Below are 23,633 nucleotides of genomic sequence, written 5' to 3'. Positions count from 1 at the left end.
ACACCGTATGCGTAGGGTCTGACAATTCGGGCGAGTCAGTCGATGCCCAGTCGTCGCGCAACCGCGGGTCCGCCGACTGTCCGCACGAACTCGGGATCGCCGCACACCACGAGTTGCTCGCGTGCACGCGACAGCCCGACATACAACCGTTCCGTCGACCGGCTCCTCACCTGGGACTCGTTGAGCGCGAGGACAATTACTCGACGCTCCAGCCCCTTGAAGCCGAGTACGTGTCCGTAGAAGACCTGCTCGTCGTCCCAGAACGTCGCCCAGTACGACGCGTTGCCCTCGGCTTGCCGCTCGATCTGTTCCGGGTGGCGACTGCCCGTGGTGAGTAGTGCGATATCTTCGGCACGCCAGCCTTCGTCGAGCAGGACGTCGATCTGGTCGTCCGCGGCCTCGAGGGCTTCCTCTGCGGTGCACGCGACGAATCGGATGTCGGGGCCTTCGCCGCCCTTCAGTTGCATACGTTGTCCGACAAGCGAACTGAATGCGCTCGCGATCTGGCGTGTGTTGCGCAGGTTGTGATCGAGCACGATCGGCACGAGCGGAACCGGTGGTGAACCCTGTCGGTCGAAGACGCGCTGCGCCTCGTCGCTGAATACGTAGATGCCACCGGTGTCCTGATCGCGCAGACTTGCCAGCAACGGCGGCCACCACTCGTCGGCGAAATCCTGTGCCTCGTCGACGATGATCGCGTCGAATCGCTTGCCGGGTGGGAGGGTCTCGGCGAGGTCGTGCATCTGTTGTGGCAGTTCATGTTCCCAGAATTGCGACGCCGCTTCGGTACGAACAGACTCGTCGGGCCCGGCGGGGGCGCCCCACTGCATGCCGAGGTCGTGGAACTCGCCGACATAGGCCGGGCGGTCCTTACGGTTCCACGCCGACGTGATGCGCGTGAGGTACGACGCCAGCCCGTGGGAGTAGCAGACCAGTGCTACGCGTTGCCCCGCACGCGTGAGGCGACGTGCCTGCTCGAGTGCGAGGAAGGTCTTGCCGCTGCCCGCACCACCGCGGATCTCGACACGCGATAGTTGGTCGATAGCGCGCAGAATGACCGCTTGATTCGCGGTGAGCGCGTCGGCGACGTCCTCGTTCTCGATCGCTCGCGCGACGACGTCGCGCTGCGGGAGACCCCGCCCGCCGAGCGTCGTCTCGAGTTGGTCGATACCCGCAGCGTCGAGGAATGGTACGTCGGTTCCCTTCTGCAACAACACTCTTCGGACGAGGGGCATGATCTGGTCGAGCTGCGTGCGGTCAATGATCTTCCATCGTGGGCACTCCGGCAGCGCGAAGTCGGAGGGGATTTCGGTGTGGGGGAAGACCACGAGGTGATCCCAGCGTCGACGCCCCTGTGTCCATCGCGGATCGGATTCGACGAACTCACGCAGCGCGTAGCAGCCTTCCAACGCCTGCTTGACGGGAGTGATCTCTTTCGGAGGTCGGCCGGTTCGCGCCTGCCACCACGACTCGCCGTCGTGCCATACCTCGCCACCCTTGACTTCGAGGCAGGCGATTCCCGCGCCCTCGATGGCCACCACGAGATCGATCTCGTGGTCTTTGTCGTGATCGGTGACGCGCTGGTTCGCGACGAGGAGGTCGGTGTCGAGGAGTTGTTCATTCAGCAGCCGCCAGACCGACTCCTCGGCACTCGAAGCGAAGCGGGGCGACTCGGGGATCGTATGCGGCATTGCATCCACTCTCTCGGTTCGCCTGACTGGCGTGGCTACTCATCGCAGTGTTGCAGGTGAGTCCGACAGGCTCGAAGTCAGCATCACGCTAGTCTCGCACTGTGACACCCGCGTTCCACGTAACCACGGAAGACCTGCGGCGGCGCTTCGACCAGGGAACCATGTCCCGCGGCGAGGCTTACTCCCGCCAGTCCATGGTGCGAAGCTACAACTGGGTCGAGGGTGATCGGGTTCTCGCGGGTACGTGTCAGGGCAGTGGTGGTCGCCACTACGCGGTCCGGGTTCATTTCACCGAGCGCCCGCCGACGATGGCAGCGTTCAGCCACGGTAACTGCACCTGCCCGGTCGGCATCGACTGCAAGCATGCGGTCGCGGTACTGCTCACCGCGTCATCCCCGGGTGGGCAGGGCAGCTTGACACGCGATCGCGCGCAGCGTCACCTCAGGGCCGTACCTCCACCACAGCCTCCGTCGTGGCGAAACCTCCTTGCCGGCGTGACAGTAGAGACTTCGACGCCAGTCCAGCCCGCAGGTGTCCCGTTGGCGTTGAGTTTCCGTCAGGCGACTCCCACCAAGTACTCACTAGGACCGTCTTTGCAACTGCGGCCCATGCTCATGGGGCGGCAGGGGCGGTGGATCAAGACCGGTGCGACGTGGCGCGAAGTCATCAGCGGGTACAACACGTCGTCGTTGAAGGCGACTCACGCGGGTGCCATCCGCGCACTGCACCAAGCGATCACCGGCCACAGCTATGCCACGTCGTCGGATTGGCTCAGTATGGCCGCAGCCAACCATGTTGTATGGGACGCGTTACGTAGTGTCCGCGACGCAGGCGTCGAGATGGTCGTCGACGCTGTTCCCGGTGCCGTCGAGGTAGAGCTCACGACGGCGTCGTTGCGGTACGACATCGAGGCGAACCCCGACGGAGCCGCGCTCCGATGCGGACTCGCCATCGACGGTGAACTGATCGGTGATCGATTGCGCGGCTACATCGGTCGGGACGTGCCCAGTGGAGTGTGGCTAGTCGGCGACCGTGTGCTGTCGCTCGCCGGGTTCGACCCGCCACTGGTCAAGGCGGAGGTCGACCTCCTCGCCCACAACTCACCGGTGCTCATCCCGCACGAAGACCTCGACGAGTTCGCTGTCGAGGTGGTACCGCGCATCGAGCAGCGTCGTGCCGTGCGCGTGGCCGACGGTGTCCTCACCCCGCCCGACGTATCGGGGCCCTTCGCCGTGCTGACCCTGACCGACAGCGGTGGAAACTACCGGTACGGCTGGAGCGTCGGTTATCAGGTCAACGACCGTCGTCATGTCTTCGACGTCGCCGAGAATGTCGGTGCGACGCCGTATCGAGACGTTTCCGCCGAGTCCGAGCTGTGGGAGTCGCTTCGCGAGCCGATGCAGGAGGTCGTCGAGTGCATCGCCTCGTGGTTCTCCAAGGCGTGGACTGCAGCGGCCACCCAGCGTTCGAGCACCGTGCGCGACCTCCAGCACGCATTTGAACAAGCAAGTCTCGCAGGGCAACAGGTCGAGATGCTCCCGGCGATGGCACTCGCCACGGCCGTACCGATCACGTCGGTCGACGCCGCGCTGCTCGTCGCGACGGTCCTGCCCGACCTTGCCGGCGATGAACGCATCGTGATCGACAACCGCATCGCCGTGGACTTCCGACAGCTCGACGACGAACCCTCGATCTCCTTCACCGCCGACGATTCGACCGGCAACGATTGGTTCGGCCTCGGCGTCACGGTCACGGTCGGCGACCACCAGGTCCCCACGTCGCGTCTCATCTCCGAATTGAGCTCTGGTGCCACGCATCTGATCCTCGACGACGGCAGCTACTTTTCACTCGATGTCCCGGAACTGCGTCGGCTCGCCGAGCTGATCGCCGAAGCCCGCGCACTGGGCGAGATCGAGAACGGAAAAGTCAGCGCCCGCAGCATGAATGCGACGCTGTGGGAGGAACTACTAGAGCTCGGCGTCGTCGACAAACAGATCGCGCAGTGGCGCGCGCAGATGGCCAAGCTCGCCGCGCTGACACCACCGAAGCGGGTGGCCTGTCCGCGGACGCTCAAGGCAAAGCTGCGCGATTATCAGCGCGACGGACTCAACTGGCTAGCGTTCTTGTCTGACAACAACATCGGCGGAATCCTCGCCGACGACATGGGTCTGGGAAAGACAATCCAGACCTTGGCGATGATCACGCGCGTGGTGAAGTCGACACCGCAGGCCCGCTACCTGGTAGTCGCGCCGACGAGCGTCGTGCCCAACTGGGTGGCAGAGGCCGGGCGATTCGCACCGTCCTTGACGGTCTCCTCGGTTGTCGCCACACCTGCCAAGTCAGGAATCGCAGTGTCCGACGCTGCCGCCGGAGCCAACATCGTTGTCACGTCGTACACGTTGATGCGCCTTCTCTTCGACGATCTCGACGCATTGCGCTGGGACGGAATCATTTTCGACGAGGCGCAGTTCATCAAGAACCACACCGGCAAGACTCACCAGGCCGCCCGGCGACTGGAAGCGCCGTCGAAGATTGCTATCACCGGAACTCCGATGGAGAACAACCTGATGGAGTTGTGGGCGCTGCTGTCGGTGACCGCGCCTGGCCTGTTCCCCTCGCCGACCGCGTTCACCGAGTACTTCCGCAAGCCCATCGAATCCGGGGCACATCCGGAGCGGATGGAAACATTACGACGCCGGATCAAGCCAATCATGTTGCGACGTAAGAAAGAGCAAGTAGCACTGGACCTTCCGGCCAAGCAGGAGCAGGTGCTCGCACTCGAGTTGAACTCCCGCCACCGCCGCATCTACGACACCCGCCTGACCCGTGAACGACAGAAAGTGCTTGGGCTGCTCGGTGATTGGGAGAAGAACCGGTTCCAGGTCTTCCGGTCGCTGAGCCTGCTGAGGCAACTGAGCCTACACGCGGGTCTCGTCGACGGCACACATAGTGGCGTGGCATCGGCGAAGGTCGAGTACCTGATGGAAGCGTTGCCCGAGCTCGTCGCCGAAGGACACAGCGCACTGGTGTTCAGTCAGTTCACCGGATTCCTCGACATCATCCGGGCGCATCTCGACGACGCCGAGCTGGCGTACAGCTATCTCGACGGGTCGATGACAGCGAATGCGCGAGCGCAGGCCGTCGACCAATTCACCAGTGGGGCAACGCAGATCTTCCTGATCAGTTTGAAGGCAGGCGGATTCGGCCTCAACCTCACCGAGGCCGACTACTGCTTCGTCTGCGATCCGTGGTGGAATCCCGCAGCCGAGGCGCAGGCCGTCGACCGTGCCCATCGGATCGGCCAGCAACGTCCGGTCACCGTCTGCAGGCTGGTCTCGGCGAACACGATCGAAGAGCGGGTCGTGGGACTCCAGGACCGCAAGCGCGCGCTGTTCGACGCAGCCATCGACGACGGTGAATTGTTCGGCACCGCACTCTCTTCCGACGACATCAGGGAGATGCTCGGGTAGCGTTCAGGCGCCGCTACAGTTCGACGTCCCACCGCCCGAAGTCAACACGTTTGAGTGGCTGAATGTGTCTGGCGCCCAGCCAGATCGGCGTCGTGTCGGGTTGTGTGGAGTACAGGCCGCGCGACGCAGATTTCACCCTGCTGTACTGACTCGGCCACCGGATCTCGTCGGCGAGGGCGTCGATGACGTCTTGCCCCCGGTCGAGTGCACGGCTGACGTACGTCGGCGCCGGCAAGACGTCGGATTTGCTTGTGTTGCACGGCTGGCACGCAAGGACGAGGTTCGCGAGCCCGTCGATCGGGACTCGCGACCACGGAAGGACGTGGTCGACGTGGCGGCCGGTGCGGAGTCGGGCGTTGCAGTAGAAGCAATCGTTGCCGAAGTGTTCGGAGAGGATGCCCGCGGGGCGGGTGAGCGAGACGCGTTCGGTGCCGAAGAGGTGGTCGGCGATGTCGGGGCCGTCGTCGAGGATGTCGCGGTTCATGTGCCGCACGTCGTCGACCCAGGCGAGCTGGAAGGCCGGTTTCACCAGCGGTGCCAGCCGTGCGAGGGTGTGGCACACGCCGCCGAAGAGAACGAGTCGGTTGCCGTGCTCGGCCATGACTCGCGTCGAATCGGTGCCCATCCACGAGTCGTCGTAGAGGAAACACTCGTGTGGGCCGGTGCCGACTTGTTGGAGGAGGTGGAGGGGGTAGCGCACGAGGTTCTTCTTGACCGCTTCGTGCGTTTTCGAATAGGCCGCAGGCGCAGCAAGTTTCGCGCTCTCGATGGGCATTTCGCGCAGGCTCGGGGTGCTGCACTGTTCGCGTAGGTCGGCAAGTGCAGCGAAGACCACGCCACGTCCGTCCCGCGACTGCCGCAGGACCACATGGCCTTTCTCGCTGAGCGGGCGTAGTTGGGTCCAGTACTGAGCCATGACGCGGTCGGTCAGCTCGTCGAGGTCGATCGGGACTTCCGCGGCGGGATCATCGGGGACGGATTCGACGGCGAGGTCGAGGAGCGCGACCATCACGGCGAGCTTGTACGTGGATGTCCGCCGCCCACCCTCGAGCACCGCGACCAGCTGCTGGCCGAGCGTCAAGGGGTCCGTGGGCACGGGGTCGAGTGTAGTGAGGTGAGGTCGATGCAGCGTTCAGTCTGCGATCATCGGATGATGCGAGAACAAGCGCGGAGGGCTCTGAGGCGGGTGGGGGTCGTGGTTCTCGCGTGCTGCCTCGGTGGTTGCGCGACGCAGAGTGCTGCTCCGGACCGCTCCTCAGCGGCGTTGACGACAGCGGTGTTGACGACCGCGGCGGCGTCGTCGAAGGCGACGTGTCCTCAGGTCGTGGTCGCGCTCGACCCCGGACACAACCCGGTGCGTATCGACGGCTTCGACCCGGTGACCGGCGCATCGCAGATCGACTATCCCAACGGCGCAGAGGATGCGGACGTATTCGCGGTCGCGACTCGGGTACGAGAACGCTTGCAACGGAGCGGGTATCGCGTTGTCATGCTGAAAACCTCTGTGACAGAGAGTGTCACGTATCGGCAGCGGGTGGGCCGTGCGGTGGCGGCGCACGCGCGTGTCGCGATCAGTATCCATACTAGCCCGGGTGCCAACGCGGTGTTCGTGCAGCGCGTCGGCCTGTATCGCGAAGGTACCGCGGCCGATGGCACGACGCTGCGCATCACATATCGCAGCGGGGCGACTGCCGCTGCCAGTCAGCGCTACGGCCAGGCGATAGCAGACGCTCGAACCCGAGCCGAGGGACTACCAGTCATGGTGACCAACAATGACTTTGGTGGTCGCGCACCGCTATGGACCGGCAACATCCCGATGATCGCGCTGATGTCCGACCGCGTGCCCTGGGTCTACAACGAGTTCGGACTCGACAGCGCGGGCGGGTCGACGCCCCTGCCATCGAGTTGGCTCGCCAGGTACGCGCAGGGCATCGCCTACGGCGTGCAGACCGCGCTTCCCGTGGACGGGCGGGGGTGTGCGGGGTGAGTCGGTGTGATCAGCAGGGGCTGGGTTCACCGATCTTGACCGCGGACAATACGGCCTCTCCCTCTGTGACAGGCGCGCCCGCGGATGGAGTCTGCGCGACGACGATCCAATTGCTGTCGACAACCTGCCTGCGGCCCTGACCCGTCGCGTCCTTGCTGCGTGAGTAGAAGACGCCGGCTTCCTGGATGGTGTTCTGTGCTTCCTGGAGGTTCATGCAGACGACGTTAGGCATGGCAGCTGCCTTGGGTTCGGTGGTCGCCGGTGCCGCCGCCGGAGCTTTCGGAGTTGTTGTTGCCATTGTTGTTTCAGTGACCTCAGCGGGTTGCGACGTGGTCACCTCTGCCGTCGTGGTGGTAGTGGTCGCCGTTGTTGGTTCCGAGCTCGAACCACTGCATGCGGTAAGGCCGAGTACTCCAGCGGCCACAAGTGCGCAGAGCGCGAGATGACCCTGTGTGCGAACGTGCTTCATCAGTCCTCCGACGGATAGTGTGTGACGACCCCCGACGTCAGATACTGGTAAACGTACGCATGCCTACCGACGCCATGTCCGATTCCGGATCGATTGGTCCGATCGGGGGACACAGCGTCACTCCTCTGCGTCCGTGCCCTTCTTTCTACGCCGCGGCGCCGCGGTGCTCACCGAACTGGTGGGCCTGGTCGACACCGGGGATCTCAAAGTTGAGATCGCGCAGCGGGTTTCGCTACCTGAGTTGATCAAGGTGCACGAGGAGGCCGAGGCGGGTCGGCTGCGGGGCAAGGTCGTCGTGGTTCCGTTTGGTGAGGACTGAGTGTCGGACTGCCCGTCTGAAGTCGACATCGGTCAGTGCGTCAGCAAGATTCGTCTGTTCGGCCGACGCTGGGACCGCCGACGATGGTGTCGGCGTCCAGTACTGTCACTGATCGATAATCGAGAGATTGGGTGAGAGATGAACAAGAAGTACTCGGCCATCGCCGGGCTGGTTGCCGGAGGCGTCGCCGCAGGGTTGGTCGGGTTTGCCCCGGTTGCGTCGGCGGCTCCTGCGCCTACGCCGGTGGCGTACTACAAGAATTGCCAGGCGGCACGTGACGCGGGCGTCGCGCCGATCTACCGCGGCCAGGACGGATACCGCTCGGCACTTGATCGCGATGGCGACGGTGTCGCGTGTGAGACCGGGTCGCGATCAGCGCCGAAGCCCGCCCCGCAGGCGCAGCCCGCTCCCCAAGCTCAGCCGAAACCCCAGGCCAAGCCCCAACCCAAGCCGAAGAAGAAGGCTCCGAAGTCGAAGCCGAATCGTGGGGGTTGGGGCTCGGTCGAGTTCTTCTCGTAGCTCGTCCCCGCGACTGAGGACTTGCGTCACCTACAACCGGGTGACGTCGAGTCCTCCGTCGTGGAACGTCGAGCGCAGGCGCTTCTTGTCGAACTTGCCGACGCTGGTCTTGGGAACCTCGGGAATGATGGTCCAGTTCTCGGGGAGCTGCCACTTTGCGACCTTGTCGGACAAGAACTCTCGCAACGTCTCTGGTGTCGCGTCGGAATCCTCACGCAGCACGACGGCGACGAGGGGCCGCTCGTCCCACTTGGGGTCGGGTACGCCGATGACGGCGGCTTCGAGTACGTCGGGATGGCCCATGACGGCGTTTTCGAGGTCGACCGACGAGATCCACTCGCCACCGGACTTGATGATGTCCTTGGTGCGGTCGGTCAGCGTGAGGTAGCCGTCGGGGGTGATCGAGCCGACGTCGCCGGTGCGCAGCCAGCCGTCGTCGAACTTGTCGGCGGCGTCGACGCCGTAGTAGGCGCCGGTGATCCACGGTCCGCGGACCTCGAGTTCGCCGACGGTCTTGCCGTCGTGGGGGAGTGTTTCGCCGTTGTCGCCGATGAGTCGCGCTTCCACCGACGCCGGGAACCGGCCCTGCGTGTAGCGGTAGTGCCACCGCTCGTCGCCTTCGGTGCCCGCGGGTGGTCGGGCGACGGAGCCGAGAGGCGACGTTTCGGTCATGCCCCAGGCGTGGAGTACCTCGACGTTGTGTTCATCCTCGAAGGTGTGCATCAACGATGGCGGTACAGCCGATCCGCCGATGAGCACGTCGCGCAGTGAGGAGATGTCCTGCGGGTGCTGCGTGAGGTACTGGTGCAGGCCGAGCCAGATGGTCGGGACAGCCGCCGCGGTGGTGGGTTGCTCCGCAGCGATGAGTGCGGCCAGCGGTTCGGGCTGCAGGAAGCGGTCGGGCATGATGAGCGACGCTCCGATCATGAACGCTGCATACGGCAGACCCCACGACATCGCGTGGAACTGCGGCACGACGGCGAGCGCGCGGTCACCCTGCTTGAGCGCAGGACCATCCGTCATGCAGACCTGCATGGAGTGCAGGTAGATCGAACGATGGCTGTAGGCAACACCTTTCGGGTCGCCGGTGGTGCCGGAGGTGTAACACATCGCGGCGGCCGAACGCTCGTCGACCTCAGGCCAGTCGAAGTCGACGGACTGCTCGGCGATCAGCGCTTCGTACGCGTGCACCTGCACGCCGTCGGGAGCGTCGACGCCGTCGGTGGACTCGCCCGTCACGATGACGTGCTTGACGGTGGTCAGCTGCGGCAATTGCGGGTTGAGCAGCGGCAGCAGTGAGGGGTCGACGATGATGACCTGGTCCTCGGCGTGGTTGGCCACGTGGATGAGCTGCTCGGGGAAGAGCCGGATGTTGAGGGTGTGCAGCACCGCACCCATCGCGGGCACGGCGAGGTAGGCCTCGAGGTGCTCGGCGTTGTTCCACATGAACGTCGCGACGCGCTGGTCACCGTCGACGCCGAGCCCGCGCAATGCGTGCGCCAACCGTGCGCAGCGTCGTCCGACCTCGGCATATGTTCGACGCCGCGAACCGTCTCCGGTCCAGGTCACTACCTCGGCGTCGCCGTGGACCGTGCTGCCGTGGCGCAGGATCTGCGCGATCTGCAGCGGGGCGTCTTGCATGGTGCTCTGCATGGGTGCTCCTGTGTCTCACGTGCCGGGCTGTGGCGCCCGCGGGGTCAGGGCGCCGTCGTGACGCCGGTCACGGTGTCGATTATGCAGGGTCGGCCGCGCGGGGCTGCGGGGTGTGTCCGATTTTGTGGCGGGAGGCCTAAAGCGGCGCTATGCGGCGCGAGCGGGTAGGACCACGAGCGAACCGTCTTTGTGCTGAGCGATGTCGATTGTCACGTCGGGCTGCTGCGAGGGAAGCTGCGCGGACTCGCCGAGGCGCTGGAGGAGACGCGACGTGTTCAGTAGTTTGTCGACCTCGCCGGCCGAGAATACGACGTCACGGATTCCGTGCGAGCGGTCCAACTGGATCGACGACAGGCGTAGAAGTGCTGCGCGCAAGCGGTCTTCCAATCGCTCGACTTCTTTCTGCTCTACATCGAGGCTGTGCATGAAGCGTTCGAACGAGTTGCCTTCGTCCATCTGTGCGTGCTCGACCGCCTGAAGCACCAAAATCCGCCGCTTCATGGAGAAGGCAAGCCGTGCCAGCTGCAGGTGAATGTAGAACTCCCCGGAGGAATCGGCGATCGTCGGGATAGCCTTAACGAGATGGCTGAACTCGATGCGGTCGTCGTCCAGATCGCTTAATGCGTGCTCCCACTTCGCGATTCGTGAGCTGGCCTTCACTACTGCGGTGTCGATGGTGTGGGCGGCGGTGTCGAGGCCGAGTGAGATCCCCAATTGACCGCGGTCGAGAAGGATTGCGGTCGCCTTGGCGATTGAGCTCGCGCAGCCCTCCAGACCGTGCTGTTCGTCGGCAAGCATGTTCGCGTCGATCTTCTCGAGCAGCTTGGTTATCCGCTCAAGTGCTTGCTGCCGCTGACGGTCGGCGTGTGCGCTGATCCCAACCGCTACCGCCATGAGCACGAGCGGCGCTGCAACTGTGAGTGCGCCGGCTCCGGCGGCGGCCATCCCTGCAGTGCCAGCTGATCCACCGGCCGCGCCTGCGACTGCGGCTTTGCCCGCAACGGGCACGAACGTCGCCTGCGCCGCGATCTTCGAGCCGTTTGTCAGCGCGCTGTGGATGCCGCCGGAGATTGCTTTGGACGTCATCGGCTTGACAATGCCCCCGGTTACCTGCGCCGCGACCTTCGCCGGCACCACCATGCGATATAGCGTTTCACCTCCGTCTGAGAAGACTTTCGGTGTCCGACTGACCAGCCTTGATAGCTCCATCGCCAGCGGGCTCAGGCTACCGAGGGGAATGCCCGCCGAACGATCAACGGCCTCAGGAAGGTGATGTGCCTCCAGCGTCGTCAGCGGCACGTCGCTCAGCGTGGCCAGTGCATCTCGCAGCCCGGCCAGCCGATCGGACGTCAGCTCGGTGGTTCCGCTCAAAACGTCGGGGACGTCTGTTTGCTCTGTGACCAATGTCCAGACGGGTACCTGCTGAAGTTCATGGTCGGTCATGTGATCCCCTCGAGCGTGCGCGATGTCGGACTGAATGTATCGGACGTCTCGGACATATTGGATCATCGGTCCGATCGGATGACACGCGGAAACGTCCACCGAGCGCCGCTCATTGCTTCGGGTAACCGTGGCGCGTTGGTTTGCGCGACAATCTGATGACGTATCCGCGCAAGGAGGCAACCTTGGTGAGACCACCAGCCTCATCCAACGCCGTAAGCGCCAGAATGAGCCGGCAACGATCCAGAGACACCGCGCCAGAGATCGCCGTTCGGAAGATTCTCCACCGAAGCGGCCTGCGATTCCGTACGGACGTCAAGCTCGAGTCTGACCTCCGCACCCGAGCAGACATCGCCTGGAGTGGCCTGAAGCTCGCAATCTTCATCGACGGATGCTTCTGGCACGGCTGCCCTGAGCATGCAACTCGCCCTATTGCCAATCAGCAGTGGTGGGCACAGAAGCTCGACGCGAACATCGCGCGGGATCGCCGGACCGACGCCGAGTTGGAGCGACGGGGATGGACTGTTCGACGCTACTGGGAGCATCAGCCGCCAGAATCAGTCGCTAGGGACATCGCTCAGGTCAAGATGCAGATTGGGGCTCAAGCTACCAGTGGGAGATCGTGTCGATAGCGCACAGGGATTTGGCTAGTTCGTCCGGACAGTGCTACGCGCCGACTCAAGTACATCCTCGAGAAGGCCGTGCACATCGCCGCCACCCAGCACCAACTGGCGGTCGAGGAGCCGGTTGGAGGTCTCGCACGATGTTTCGCTGACCAAGGAGCAGCCATGGCACGCGGACAGGTTGAGGCTCGACGTGCCTTGGCGATCACTTTCGATACATACCGGGTCGTTCGAGCAGTAGTCGGCGTCGTCCAGCGCCGCGATGAGTAGAGGTACAAGCTTGGATGGGTGGCCGAGTCTGACCAAGCCACCGAGTGTTCCCTGCGCGTCCCCTGCCGCTGTGTATATGAGAATTCCCGCAGTCCGGTCGGGTCGGTCTGAGCTGGCGTAGATCCTCTCCTGGAGCGAGGCCGACGAGTATCCACTTGCATAAGCGAGGCGTCGGATAAGTAGATGGGCAATCGTGTGGAGCGCAACGAATCTGGGCTCGGGGACATCGAGTCGGTGCGCCCAGGGAGTGTCGTTTCTTCGCTCGATTAGGAGCCTGGCGCGAGCCCGGACAGCTGGTTGGTTCTCCCATGTCGTCAGGTGGTCTTCGTCGAAGCGTAGGAAGATGCCCTCACCGAACATTTCGATAGCCGGATAGACGGGCCGACGGTTTGCGTCGAGCCCTAAATCGGCAGAAATTAACGCAGCGTCCGGATTGTGACGGCGGAAACCCTTGAGCGTACGAACCTCTCGGACCCGCCTGACCTGGCCAAGGCCTGCAATCACTTCGGCAAGCCGCTGGTGCGGCGCATCGTGGTGGTCGATTCGCCACCCATCGACTACGAAGTCGCTCTCACTCTGATCGCGGCCCGGAATCTCAATCTTCTTGACGAAGGCCGCCCACTCTCCGTCTTTGAGATCGAGAAGGGTGGTGTCGTTCTGGTCGTCATCGCTCGCTGCAACGGCCAGAACTTCGTCCGGGGTGATGCCGAGCTCGGAGGCGATCCACCCTGCGACCATCTCCGCTTGTGGTCCGCCGTTGTCCGCGACCACCTTTTCGAAGTACATATGTTCGCGAATCCTTTCGGCCTTTGTGGCCGAGTAAGGCGTTTCCTCAGGGATGTCGAGGGCAGAGATTCGTTCTGCGATGTAGTTGCCGGTGGCGCCTCGCTGCACTGCTACGAGATTGTGTTCACACGGTTCGCCGACCTTGTCGGTCTCCCACGGCTGCCGATTCAGACACCGGATGCCGTCACGACTGAGTGACTGGGAACCGACCAGGTCTGAAAGTGGCCGCGACCGTTTACACGCTCCACAGGTGACGCGGAGGGACTTGAGGCCCTCGCCGTGGCCGGAAGACCGCGAAAAACGGAGCTCCTTATATGCGCGGCAATGGCGAACGGTTTCGGTTATTCCGCTGTCGTGCCCGCGGTGGGCCCACTGAAACCATGGAATATCTCGGATATGGCTGCCGCGTTCGCAGATGGCTACATATCGCATCGGTACGAGCGCACCCTTGCACTCAGTGCAGGCGTTGACGTAAGCGCCTTTGTCTCTCCTCGTTGAACAAGAAAGCCGGGTGCAGCGTTCGCAGAAGCGCCATTCCGGGAACCGCCAGTAAAGCAACCCGTTGGTGTCTTTGCCGGCGCGGCCAGCGTGAGTTGGGGCTTCAAGAAGAATGCTGGGCCCGAGCCGGTCCGTGAGCCGGGCGCAATGGACCTCTTTGGCAGATTTCTTGTCCCACCACGAGGTATCGGCGGCGATGAGGGATGCGCCGCGTATGTCGACGATCGCCCCCACGCCGAAGGGTGTGACTGTTTCGGACAGCCTGAGGTCATGTTTTATCCGTTGCACGCGATGATCCTTCCTCGAATGGTTCTTTCACGTCGACGGCTACATTCGGTTCAACCGAGCGCATGGAGTCGCCGACGAGCCAACCCTCGCCCGACTGGCCGAAGCGCTTGTAGAGCGCGGCATCGTCTCGGCTCTTGCCGTCGTAGACGAGTGCGACGCCGTCTTGGCGGGCGCGTTGGGCTCGGTCGTCCCAGTCGCGCAGAAGCCTCCATAGTGCGGCTTCGGTGTCGTCACGTTCGCTCGGCTCGGAGCGGCTCACGATTGCCACAAACTCGTCTACGAGCGTCTTGATCTGTCTCATCATGTGCGGATCGTCGAGGTGCATTTGTAAGGCCGCATCGTTCGCTGCCATTGTCGTGATGCTGTGGCGCACAAGCGTAGCGAGCGCTCCCGCGAGGGATCGGTCTCGAGATGCCAACGACCAGGGGGTGACGCTAGTCGGTTCGACGCTGCGGTACAGAGCCTCGTGGTAGCCGCGGAACGTCTCGAAATGTGAGCGGTCGCGTGCCCTGTTCGAACGGAAGAGGGTCGTGACGATTCCGTTGACGTTACCTCGACCGACTCGGCTGGTGGCTTGAATGTACTCGGCCGTGGTCTTTGGCTGACCAACCACCAACATCAGGGCGAGCCTTGGGATGTCAATCCCCACAGACAGCATGTTTGAGGAAAGGACGACGTCGATTGCGTTGTCGGAGTCAGTCGCGCTGCGTTTGAGCGCGCGCAGATCGTTCGGGAGTTCCTCCGGACTTCTCCTACTCGTGAGCTCGAGCACCTCGTCAGCACGCACTCGGCGGAGAGGCAGGTCGAGCCGTTCTGCGCGAGGCTCTAGCCGGCCGTTGACGTCATCGACGACCAGGGTCCCGGTCCGACCCAACTCGCGCAGGCTGTTGTGGTAAATCACCGCTGTCCAGTACGCGTCACGAGTCGAATCGTCATCCGAGTCCGCTCCGAGGACCGCTGGAAGTTCGAGGAGAGGCGAAGCCGCTGCCACCACAGCGGACATCTGCGACAGAGCCTGTGGCATGAGACCCACGTAGAGGCGACCTTCTCCACTGCCGACGGGCTGGGAAAAGAAGGTGCGGTCGTCGTCAAGGCCCGAGGGCGGGTAGAGCGCAACCTTGCGGCCATAGAGTCCTTGCACCTGCTCATCGGACGCACGGATTGTCGCGGTCGAGGCGACAATCTTTGGTGTCGATCCGCCTCGGCTCAGTAGCAACTGGATCACCGCGTCGAATACGGCGACGGTTGTACCGAGTGGTCCAGCGAGTAGGTGGAGTTCGTCCTGGATGATCAGCGACGGCTGTCTGTATGCGGTCCCGAGTCCCAGGAGCTTGCCTGCCTCTGTTTTGAATTGGAGACGCGCGAATTTGTCGACCGTGGCGAGGAGAATCGTGGGTGGCTGCTCATAGATTAGGTCGTCAATGACCGAGACGGGCAGCTCGTCGTTGAATTCGCAGGTGACGTTTGTGCAGTGAACAACGACGTCTCGTCCGACGATACGCACCCCATACTTCGACTTGTCGTCGGAGCGCGCGTTGGGTAACAGTGCAGTTCCGCACCACGGGCAGCTGTCAATCTGGAACTGGTTTGCCTCTTCGGGTCGAGCGGCTTTGTGGAGGCGTTCGAGTGCTGTCTTTGCCTCACCTCGGGTAGCTGGGGTGGCCTCGTTACCGACCCAGAGCCCGATGCTGAACGGCGCCATTTTCCGAACCCGAAGGTCGCTGAACTCGCCTGTTCTACGCAACAGTTCCATTGCGCAGACGAGCGAGGCGGCTCGTTGGAACTGTTGAGCAGTAAGCAAGCGAAGTGTGTACCGAGTGATGACTGCTGTGCCACCGCCGGCTGTGCCGTACGCAAGACGTCGCCGGAATATTTCGATGGCAGCGAGGCCCAGGTAGGCCTCGGTCTTGCCGCCGCCGGTTGGGAACCAGATCAGGTCAACAAGATCGCGATCTCGGTGACTCTCGTCCACCGTTGAGCTGAGTGCGACGAGCAGGAAACCGAGTTGGAATGGCCGCCACCGCGGCTCTTCAGTTGGCTTGCCCTGGTTGGTTTGCGCTTGCGCCATCTGCAGACGCATTGAGGTCATGCCGAGCGCGAATGCCGTCCTCACTTGGCCTGCGTCTGGCTGCCGCAGAAGGCAGATCGTCTCGTCCATTCGTTCAGCGGCCTTGACTGACCGGTCCACTATTCGACGCGCAACCTCTGCGTCTTCGCCGAACCCGGCGACTCGTTCTTTCTGCTCGGCGACCCAATCCGCGAAAGCCCCAGCGAAGGCGTCCAACGAGGCGAGCACGGTTTCGGTGTCAGAGTCCATAGTTGCCAAATGGGCGAGACTCAGTGCCCCGCTCTCTGGTGTATCGGGGTCGAACGCGATTGTCTCGACGGCGGGTACAACGAACGAGGGCACGGCATCCAGTCGAATCTGGGAGCAGGCACTGTCCTCATCAACAGTCCAGTCGGCAGCCATGCCGTGCCCAACTGCGTAGACCTTCCTCCCGCGGAAGCGCAATCTGAGCTCAGCGGACTCCTCGTCCAGGTCGAACGCCCGAGCCGGGTCATATTCGAGAAATCGTCCACCCTCTGCGGGCATGACGCTGAGCGCGACCTGGTAAAGCATTCCTGCGATATCTAGCCGGTCGTTGTCGTTGGACGTATCAAGAACACGAACAAAAACTGTTGCCAGGAAGAAGGCGCCGTATTCGCGCCACCTCGACCCGACCTCAATGGCGACGTCGTTTGCGGTCAATGGGTAAGGAGCTGCGGCGCGAAGCAACTGAAGCTGGGTGAACTCAAATGGCCTGCGCCGCCAACTTGGCGGACCATCGCCCTCGATGGGCTGGTAAGTGCCACCGGTGAGATCAACTGTGACGGTGGGTCGGTCGGTAACGAAGGAGATGGCGACCGAGGACGGACGCCATTCTTCGGGAATTGGGACAGCGGCACCTCTATCTTCGACTTCACCCACAGTCTCAACTTCGGCATCGCCTTCAGGGGCTCCTGTTTTTGAAAGCTCCTCGATCTCAGACCTATCAACTGTGCCCTGTGGGAACAGCATCCCCACAGCGTATTGCCGGTTCGGCATATTTGTGACTATCTCGTCGGGGCCACCCTCGGGGCCGACGTAGGCTTTACGTAGGTGGTTCAGCGCAGAGCGCTGAGAATGGGTTAGTTTCACTTCGCCATCACACGCTTCTTCAAGAGTTGTTGGAGTCTTTGCTTGTCGGTCTTCGACGTGATGATGTGCAGTGATACACGCGCGCGCGTGACCGCCACGTAAAACGCTGCGGTACCGGCTGCATCGTAGATCTCTGGCAGATCGAACACGATGACGTACTCTGCCTCGAGGCCTTTGGCGTACTTCGGGCTGGTGACTATGAAACCGCCGGGACTTGTAGACGGTCGGGTGGTCGAGTTCGTGCAGATAAGCCAAACTTCTTCGCGGTGCGCACCATCGGCGAGGAGTTGCTGCGCGATCAGGTCGGCCTCGACGACGCCGCTGTTGGCGCCATTCGCATTGTGCCACTGCACCTTTTCCCCGTGTACGATTCCCGGATCTCCGACGTCTGCACCGAGATATTCCTGGACGACATGGACGATGGCCTGGGTATTGCGAACGTTCAGATCCAGGTCTACGGCAATCGCCTCGGCGGCGATAAGCTCAGCGACCTCCGTGTCGTACTCGCCGTCGATGTGTGCTTGGTTGTTCGGGTCGAGGAACATTCGCCATCTGCCTCGGGCACGCCCGCCAACGATCACAGCATCTATGCGGTCCATAGAATCAGCGGTCATCATGTCCTGTGCTTCGTCAACGAGCACAGCATCGTAGGTCTTGTCGCCAGGGAGCTCATCGAACGGGATCACGTCGATGCCGCGATTGTGCACGTGCGGACCGAAGAACTCGGTAAGTGCCGGCGACCGGAAGGTGATGAGGACCGATCTACCCTGGTCGGCCTCCTGCTTGGCTGCTTCAACCAGCACAAGGGATTTGCCGGTGCCGGCGCCACCATAGACGAGCACGCGGGGATTCCGGGCGAGCGCCGCCAATACCCGTGCTTGACCTGCCGTCGCTCGGTTCTGGTCCTCGATTACGGCGCCGCGCTGCGCATCGATCACCGGCATCCGTGTGAACTCACCAAACAGGCGAACGCGGAGATCCTTTGTGCGCGCGCGCTTTACGCCGTTTGGGGCAGTCCTGGTGTTTCCGACCACGCGGTTCAACGCTGTTTCAAGGTCTACGGGACTCATGTCCTCCCGTGCGAGCCAGTGACTGGGAAGCCAGCCAACAGCATTGGGAGGGGAGTCGATGTCAGGGGTGACTACGACGGCCTCATGCGCAAACCAGCCCATACCCTCCTCGTGGAGAATGTCGCGCAGCGCGTACGCAGCGGATCTCGCCTGTTCCATCGGGGAACTGGTCAGCTTGTGCCAATCACCTCGTCGGTCAACCGAATACCAAAGGCCATCGTGCTTGCGCACGCCGCCACCCTTGACTTCAATCACCACGACGACGCCCTTCCACAGGACGATGAAGTCAGCTTCCGCCTGCTGCTTGTACTTGTGTGAGCGTAAGTCGACAGAGTGGAATGCAAGTGCGTCAGCGTCGGTGGTGATGTCACGAAGGAGCCGAGCGACCGTGCGCTCGGCGTTGCTCGTGGCGCGGCGTTCGATGTCCGCCAGAGCGGGTACGAGGATCACTCCCCATGTCCTTCTTGCGCGCTGATCTTCCCCTGTTGCTGATCCCACAGTTCGGTGTAGTCGCGGTAGCCGAGAAAGTCGTTCATAGCTCCCCAGTTGTCGGCGACGTCAACGATCGTGCATTCTTCTTTGCCGCCGTTCTTCCAGCCGCGCAAGCCGCGTCCGGCCATCTGAATGTATGCGCTAGGACTGAAGGTCGGCCGAGCGATGTAAAGTGCGCGCACACCCGGGGCGTCGAAGCCCTGAATGAGTAGATCGCAGTTTGCCAACACCTTGATCTCGCCTCTTTGGAATCGATTGATCACTTCTCGACGCTGCTGGCGGCCAGTCTGCCCGCTGACAGAGTCGGCCTTCACCCCTCGGTAGCTCAGTGACGCGGCAAGCACTTGTGCTGACAGAACGCTGGGCGTGAAGACAAGGACGGGCCACTCTGGGTGCCGATTGATGAGGGCCATGATGTGTTCGACGAGGATCTTCATCCGAGTCTCGTCACGGCCGAGACGCTCGTACAGGCCGCGGTCGATGACTTTAGAAGTGCGAATGTCTTTCTGCTCGACGGCGCTGAGGGGTACGTCGACACCCGGAAGAATTTCGTGCTTGACGCTGGCCAGGACACCGAGACTGACCAGCTGCTTGTATGCGTCGGTTTCGAAGGCGGTGAGGCGGTTTCGGCCGAAACGTGCCGCGAGTTGCTTTGTCGCCTCAGTATCGCCTGCTCCACCTTTGAACGGGGTGGCGGACAACCCGACGAGAGGCCTCTCGAAGCTGCGTCCGTCGACCCCGAGCCATCGAAGGATTTGTGTGTAACGAGTCGACCCGCCGGCGCGGTGGGCCTCGTCGACAAATATCGCCGCAGGCGTCGCCAACCACTGGTATTCAGGGTCGTTCATAATGGCCTCGAGCTTGGCGTCGGTCGCGACAATCACACTGAATTTAGTGTCCGGCTCGTGGACCTTGTTGTTCTGCCAGAGGCGTCCGATCGTCAGTGGTTGTTCGTCTCCGAGGTAGCGCCAGACAGTCTCAAACGTCTGAACCGCCTGTTCACATAGCTCAATGGATTGCGCGATCCATAGCACGGGTCCGTTGAGCACATCGTCGACGAAGAGTCGCAGTACCGTTTGTGTCGCCACACGCGTCTTGCCAGCACCCGTCGGGAGTTCAACCATTCCCTTTTGCGCTGGCCCGTTCTCTGACGGTTGTGTCAGTACAACGCGAAGCTTCTCGCTTATTTTCTTCTGAAAGGTGTGAAGGTCGCTGAGCTTCACCGCACCTGGTACCACGTACTCGTGGGGGCGGGGCTGCGATCTCTGGCCCGCATATTCTGCCGCGAATCCCATTTTGCGAACCCACGTAATTGCTGCGGACATACCTGCCCATGCAGTCGGGACGTCAGAGAACCCGATTTCGCGGAAGCGCTCTGCGAGGATCTTGAGTGAGTCAGAACCATAAACGACCAAGAATAAGTCGGCGACCGATGTCCTGTCGTTCACGATTCCCTGGGCTTCGAGCGCTGACCAGAGGCCCGTCGGAAGCGCGTCGCGCAGGTCGTCTGGCCCGATGTAAAGCTCAAGCCGCTCGGAATCTGAGTCAACCGCCTTCGCTTGGACCCGAAGGTCCTCGAGCTTGTAATTGATCCCGGCCACAATTACGGAGTTGAGACTCGCATTGTCGAGGCCTAGCTCGAATGCTTCATTGATTAGCTTCAAAGTTTGCTTTTCGTCAGCGCTATCACTGACGACTAGTTCGCTGCCGTCGAGATACCAGTTCTCCGGTTTGTCCTCGACTCCGTCTTCGGTAGTAACGCGTTTGGCGATTGTCAAGGCGCGAGCAATCTTTGCGCCGTTCAGCTTGTTGGAGCCGAGAGCGTTTCGAAGCCCAGGGTAGGTGTCCAGTATCGGTTCGCTGCTCTGTCGGCCTTCAATGATCTCCGAGAACGCAAAACTGTCCTCGAACCGACGACAGCCGACTGCGTTGGTCAGCTCATCAAGATATTCGCTGCTGGTGCGAAGAAAAGGACGTTGCCGAGTTAAAAGGAAGGTCTCCTGCTCATCATTCGTAGCGAGATACACCGCAGAAGGGGGCACTGGCTCGATTGTTTTCGCAACACGCGCGGGTATGGTTGCAGGCTTTGCACCGTTGAACCCGGCTTTCGTCGCTGCTATGACGAACTCGACGAGGACGTCGTTTTTGATAGCGGAGGGGAAGATCTTCCCCTCCAGCATTTCCCGCATCAGTTCGCGCGGGACCTTGTCGAGTTCGTCTGTGAGCTTGAGGACCGTGGCGGCTTGCCGCGCTCCGCGGAACAGCGGTAGCAGGCCCTCATATTGCACAAGCGATGGCGCAACCACACCTGCGGGTTCCCGGGGGCCGCGACTGGAGTTCACCAAGCCTGCAGTTCGGATTGCCCATAACGCAGGTGAGTCGACACCGTAGGTGTTACCGCTTCCTAGGTCTTCGCAGGTCCATTGTTCGTCGCCATGCGATAGAAGAGCGGAGGTCCACGATTCACGTGCAGCTGGTGGAGCACCTGCGTCGCGAAGGAGGAACAGAACGGAGAAAGGGCCGGGCCCGTCAGCCCGATTGAATTCGACGGTGTCAATCGGCCTTTCGCCAGGTCCGCGCTTGCGGTTGAGATTGTCCAACACCCACTGCTGGTACTCGCCGAAGTAGGGCTCATCCTCGACTGGGTAGGCCTTGATCGGTTCGCGTACGACGCCCAGTTGCCGTGCGACATCGGCCTCGCAACGACGCCGATCGAGCAATTGTTGAGCGAACTGCTCATTCAGTGGCGTGTCAAGGTCGAGAACCTGCTGAGGCCACGCCCACCCCCCGTCGAGCGTGGGCACCTTAATCGGTGCATTCGACGCCCGCATGATCCGCACGGCGACTCGCGAGGGTAGGTCGACCGTCGAGTCCCAAACCCTGGTCAGGTCGTCAGCGGCCGGATCGCTGTCCAATTTTGCAAGGCGAGCAGTGAGGATGGCCTCTGGGTCCAAATCGCGGAAATGTTGCTCCTGGAGGATCTTCTCGACGCCGGGCTGACCTAGAAACTTCGGATTGACGAAGACCGCGTCCTCGATTTCTAGATCCGATTCGCTGTGCAGGAAGACGAGTCGATTGTCCGCTAGCGCTCGTATGCCGCCTGTGGTTGGGATGACCTTTGCTTCCCTGATGTTTGGCAAACTCAAATGGCTCGCGACGGTCTTCAGTGCGTTCGCTGCAGAGACAGGGTCGTCGCCCTCTGCCCATTCACGTAACCAGGTCAGAAGCCCTCGCTTAGGAAGGTTGGCAAGGAGGGTTTTCGAATCTCGGGTATCCACCCCGGAGCTGTGGGCAAGGAGGTAGAGGTCTCGTAGACGTGTTCATCGAGTTGACGTCTGGTAGCACAGCCAATGCGGGACGTCGTCCCCTGTGTTGGGGGACTGAATCCAAGCCTGGTGGATGTCCTTGTCAAAAACGATTGCGAAATCTAGCGGGAGCAGTTCTTGACCGCCTCGAAGGTTGCCGGTGGCATCAGGGATCAGGTCGAACCCAGCAGCGACCTCCGGAATGTGGACGGTGAGCAGCTCGTCACCAAAACTGAGTGTCTCCCGGCCTCGGGCAGGCATGAAGTCCAGATGCGCCGCGGGATCCTTGCGTGTGCTCAGACTTGGCATGATTTCGACGAACATTTCCGCGACAGTTCGCAGAATCTCGCGGTTGTAATCGTTTCTCAGCAATGTCGTGCGATCGTCGTTCACGCTCCACGGAGCGTTGAAGAGCGCAGACGCAGAAGTCTCATCCTGCAATGGAAAGTACGACCAGAATTGCCCTCGTTTGAGGTCCCGCTGATTGGCTGGGACTGCGACAGTGACCTTAACCTCCGAGCGTGATACCGCTTCGCCGACTTGACGTCGAGCTTCAGAAGATGGCGCGTGCATACGGCTCTCAACGATCCACTCTTCGGGAGCGTGATCCTTCAGCTCGAGGCCGAATCTTCCGTCACCGAGTTCGCGCGAAATGTGGCGGGCCTCGTACGGCTGATCGCCGACCACCCGCAACCGCACTTCTCGAACGGCCTGCACGAAAAGGAGGAATTCTGACCTGAAGCCCTCGATTTCGTCTCGCAGACGCTTCAGATTCTTGGCGCCGGGAAGCCGGACCACGGTCGTCGCCCACCCACATAGATCTGCCAAAATCGGGTCGCCGGCAACCGCTTCTTCGGTGTTTGCCATCGTAGCTGTCCGCAGAATGGGTAGCTTGCCGTTAGTTGGGTTCGCCGTGCGCAGTGCTTCGCGCGCTTCCTGCGTGTTGAACTCGATAGCGACAGACCGGCTGAAAACCTGGGGTGCATCCGAGACTGCCAGGACCGATTTGAATCCCAGGCCGAATCGACCTATTTCGTCGCCGCGCTTCGCACTCACGTATGCCATCGAGATGGCCGTGAGCCCGTTGCGCGAGAAGGGTCGCCCGGCGTTGGCGCAGTACAGGACTTCATTCTCCGTGTCGAGGACGATGTCCACGCGGCCTGCGGACTGAGTGTTGTCGTCTGCACCGACGATGGCGTCGGCGGCGTTCTGCACGAGCTCGAGGAGCGTCCGATTCGCGTAGCCGCCAGTCCGAATGGACTCCTCCAGATTGGCGTGCTCCACGATGAGGTTGGGCTGTATTCGGTAGGAGTCGATCGCCCGACCGAACTGGGCTTCAACCTCTGATACCAGTTCGGGGTCCGGAACCCACAACTCACTAGCAAACGTCACTGTAAGACTCAACTCCTACTATCGCTCCTGACCCGCACCGGGGTCGGAGCCCACACTCGATCACCGTTCAGGACGGCCTTCCGGCCGCTCGATGCTCCGGTGACCTGAGTCGGGCGGTCGCGCCAAGCCCCCAGGTACCGTAACAATGACAACCTATCCATTGCCTCTGACATATTCGCCCAA

At 62.1% G+C, this 23,633-nt stretch carries 15 protein-coding genes; 5 read left to right on the top strand and 10 right to left on the bottom strand.

The window, feature by feature from the left end; translation table 11 throughout:
- Nucleotides 1-35: 35 nt before the first annotated feature.
- Complete coding sequence (locus A5788_RS02750) at nt 36-1,691, bottom strand: nuclease-related domain-containing DEAD/DEAH box helicase (protein WP_064866992.1); 1,656 nt, start codon at nt 1,689-1,691, stop codon at nt 36-38.
- A 161-nt stretch (nt 1,692-1,852) separates the two neighbouring features.
- On the opposite strand from A5788_RS02750, the gene A5788_RS02745 reads away from it, so the two are divergent.
- Nucleotides 1,853-5,161: a DEAD/DEAH box helicase gene (locus A5788_RS02745; protein ID WP_051993922.1), complete on the top strand. Its 3,309-nt coding sequence runs from the start codon at nt 1,853-1,855 to the stop codon at nt 5,159-5,161.
- Nucleotides 5,162-5,174: 13 nt separating this feature from the next.
- Here the strand turns inward: A5788_RS02745 and A5788_RS02740 are convergent, their stop codons facing one another.
- A complete protein-coding gene (locus A5788_RS02740; RefSeq protein ID WP_039856129.1) occupies nt 5,175-6,257 on the bottom strand; it encodes an HNH endonuclease in 1,083 nt (360 codons plus the stop codon).
- A gap of 27 nt (nt 6,258-6,284) precedes the next feature.
- Between A5788_RS02740 and A5788_RS02735 the strand changes: the two genes are divergently transcribed.
- Nucleotides 6,285-7,148 (top strand): N-acetylmuramoyl-L-alanine amidase, encoded by an 864-nt coding sequence (locus tag A5788_RS02735; protein ID WP_231894332.1) that lies wholly within the window; start codon nt 6,285-6,287, stop codon nt 7,146-7,148.
- A 10-nt stretch (nt 7,149-7,158) separates the two neighbouring features.
- Here the strand turns inward: A5788_RS02735 and A5788_RS24200 are convergent, their stop codons facing one another.
- Entirely contained in the window at nt 7,159-7,446 is a 288-nt protein-coding gene (locus tag A5788_RS24200; RefSeq protein WP_231894331.1) for a PASTA domain-containing protein, read from the bottom strand.
- A 304-nt stretch (nt 7,447-7,750) separates the two neighbouring features.
- On the opposite strand from A5788_RS24200, the gene A5788_RS02725 reads away from it, so the two are divergent.
- Entirely contained in the window at nt 7,751-7,936 is a 186-nt protein-coding gene (locus A5788_RS02725; RefSeq protein WP_005207137.1) for a zinc-binding dehydrogenase, read from the top strand.
- 138 nt (nt 7,937-8,074) lie between these two features.
- Nucleotides 8,075-8,455, top strand: a complete 381-nt coding sequence (locus A5788_RS23405; protein WP_005207136.1) for an excalibur calcium-binding domain-containing protein — start codon at nt 8,075-8,077, stop codon at nt 8,453-8,455.
- 30 nt (nt 8,456-8,485) lie between these two features.
- Here A5788_RS23405 and A5788_RS02715 read toward each other — a convergent pair whose 3' ends face one another.
- Complete coding sequence (locus A5788_RS02715) at nt 8,486-10,108, bottom strand: long-chain fatty acid--CoA ligase (protein WP_064866994.1); 1,623 nt, start codon at nt 10,106-10,108, stop codon at nt 8,486-8,488.
- A 147-nt stretch (nt 10,109-10,255) separates the two neighbouring features.
- A complete protein-coding gene (locus tag A5788_RS02710; RefSeq protein WP_064867030.1) occupies nt 10,256-11,551 on the bottom strand; it encodes a hypothetical protein in 1,296 nt (431 codons plus the stop codon).
- A 155-nt stretch (nt 11,552-11,706) separates the two neighbouring features.
- Between A5788_RS02710 and A5788_RS02705 the strand changes: the two genes are divergently transcribed.
- On the top strand, nt 11,707-12,180 hold the full coding sequence (locus A5788_RS02705; RefSeq protein WP_082938124.1) for a very short patch repair endonuclease: 474 nt from the start codon (nt 11,707-11,709) through the stop codon (nt 12,178-12,180).
- Between the two features lie 15 nt (nt 12,181-12,195).
- On the opposite strand, the gene drmB is transcribed toward A5788_RS02705, so the two are convergent.
- The 5 genes from drmB to A5788_RS24000 are packed head-to-tail and all read right to left on the bottom strand — an operon-like array spanning nt 12,196 to nt 23,450.
- Nucleotides 12,196-14,013, bottom strand: a complete 1,818-nt coding sequence (drmB, locus tag A5788_RS02700) for a DUF1998 domain-containing protein (RefSeq protein ID WP_064866996.1) — start codon at nt 14,011-14,013, stop codon at nt 12,196-12,198.
- Nucleotides 13,994-17,191 (bottom strand): helicase-related protein, encoded by a 3,198-nt coding sequence (locus A5788_RS02695; RefSeq protein ID WP_064866998.1) that lies wholly within the window; start codon nt 17,189-17,191, stop codon nt 13,994-13,996. The genes drmB and A5788_RS02695 overlap by 20 nt, the downstream gene beginning before the upstream one ends.
- Entirely contained in the window at nt 17,188-18,711 is a 1,524-nt protein-coding gene (locus A5788_RS02690) for a nuclease-related domain-containing DEAD/DEAH box helicase (protein ID WP_064867000.1), read from the bottom strand. The genes A5788_RS02695 and A5788_RS02690 overlap by 4 nt, the downstream gene beginning before the upstream one ends.
- A complete protein-coding gene (locus A5788_RS02685) occupies nt 18,708-22,031 on the bottom strand; it encodes a DEAD/DEAH box helicase (protein ID WP_197494619.1) in 3,324 nt (1,107 codons plus the stop codon). Before A5788_RS02685 ends, A5788_RS02690 begins: the two co-directional genes overlap by 4 nt.
- A 42-nt stretch (nt 22,032-22,073) precedes the next feature.
- A complete protein-coding gene (locus A5788_RS24000; RefSeq protein ID WP_197494618.1) occupies nt 22,074-23,450 on the bottom strand; it encodes a sacsin N-terminal ATP-binding-like domain-containing protein in 1,377 nt (458 codons plus the stop codon).
- Nucleotides 23,451-23,633: the final 183 nt, after the last annotated feature.

The sequence above is a fragment of the Gordonia sp. 852002-50816_SCH5313054-c genome (assembly GCF_001665925.1).
Lineage (GTDB): Bacteria > Actinomycetota > Actinomycetes > Mycobacteriales > Mycobacteriaceae > Gordonia > Gordonia jacobaea.
The sequence above is the reverse complement of the archived record's forward strand: the minus strand, read 5'-3'. Positions and strand labels throughout refer to the sequence as shown.

What these genes read in the sequence shown, in the direction of transcription:
- A5788_RS02750 (WP_064866992.1), bottom strand. Translation starts at nt 1,691, where the DNA reads ATGCCGCATACGATCCCCGAGTCGCCCCGCTTCGCTTCGAGTGCCGAG.
- A5788_RS02745 (WP_051993922.1), top strand. Translation starts at nt 1,853, where the DNA reads ATGTCCCGCGGCGAGGCTTACTCCCGCCAGTCCATGGTGCGAAGCTAC.
- A5788_RS23405 (WP_005207136.1), top strand. Translation starts at nt 8,075, where the DNA reads ATGAACAAGAAGTACTCGGCCATCGCCGGGCTGGTTGCCGGAGGCGTC.
- A5788_RS02735 (WP_231894332.1), top strand. Translation starts at nt 6,285, where the DNA reads ATGCAGCGTTCAGTCTGCGATCATCGGATGATGCGAGAACAAGCGCGG.
- A5788_RS02705 (WP_082938124.1), top strand. Translation starts at nt 11,707, where the DNA reads ATGACGTATCCGCGCAAGGAGGCAACCTTGGTGAGACCACCAGCCTCA.
- A5788_RS02715 (WP_064866994.1), bottom strand. Translation starts at nt 10,108, where the DNA reads ATGCAGAGCACCATGCAAGACGCCCCGCTGCAGATCGCGCAGATCCTG.
- A5788_RS24200 (WP_231894331.1), bottom strand. Translation starts at nt 7,446, where the DNA reads ATGGCAACAACAACTCCGAAAGCTCCGGCGGCGGCACCGGCGACCACC.
- A5788_RS02710 (WP_064867030.1), bottom strand. Translation starts at nt 11,551, where the DNA reads ATGACCGACCATGAACTTCAGCAGGTACCCGTCTGGACATTGGTCACA.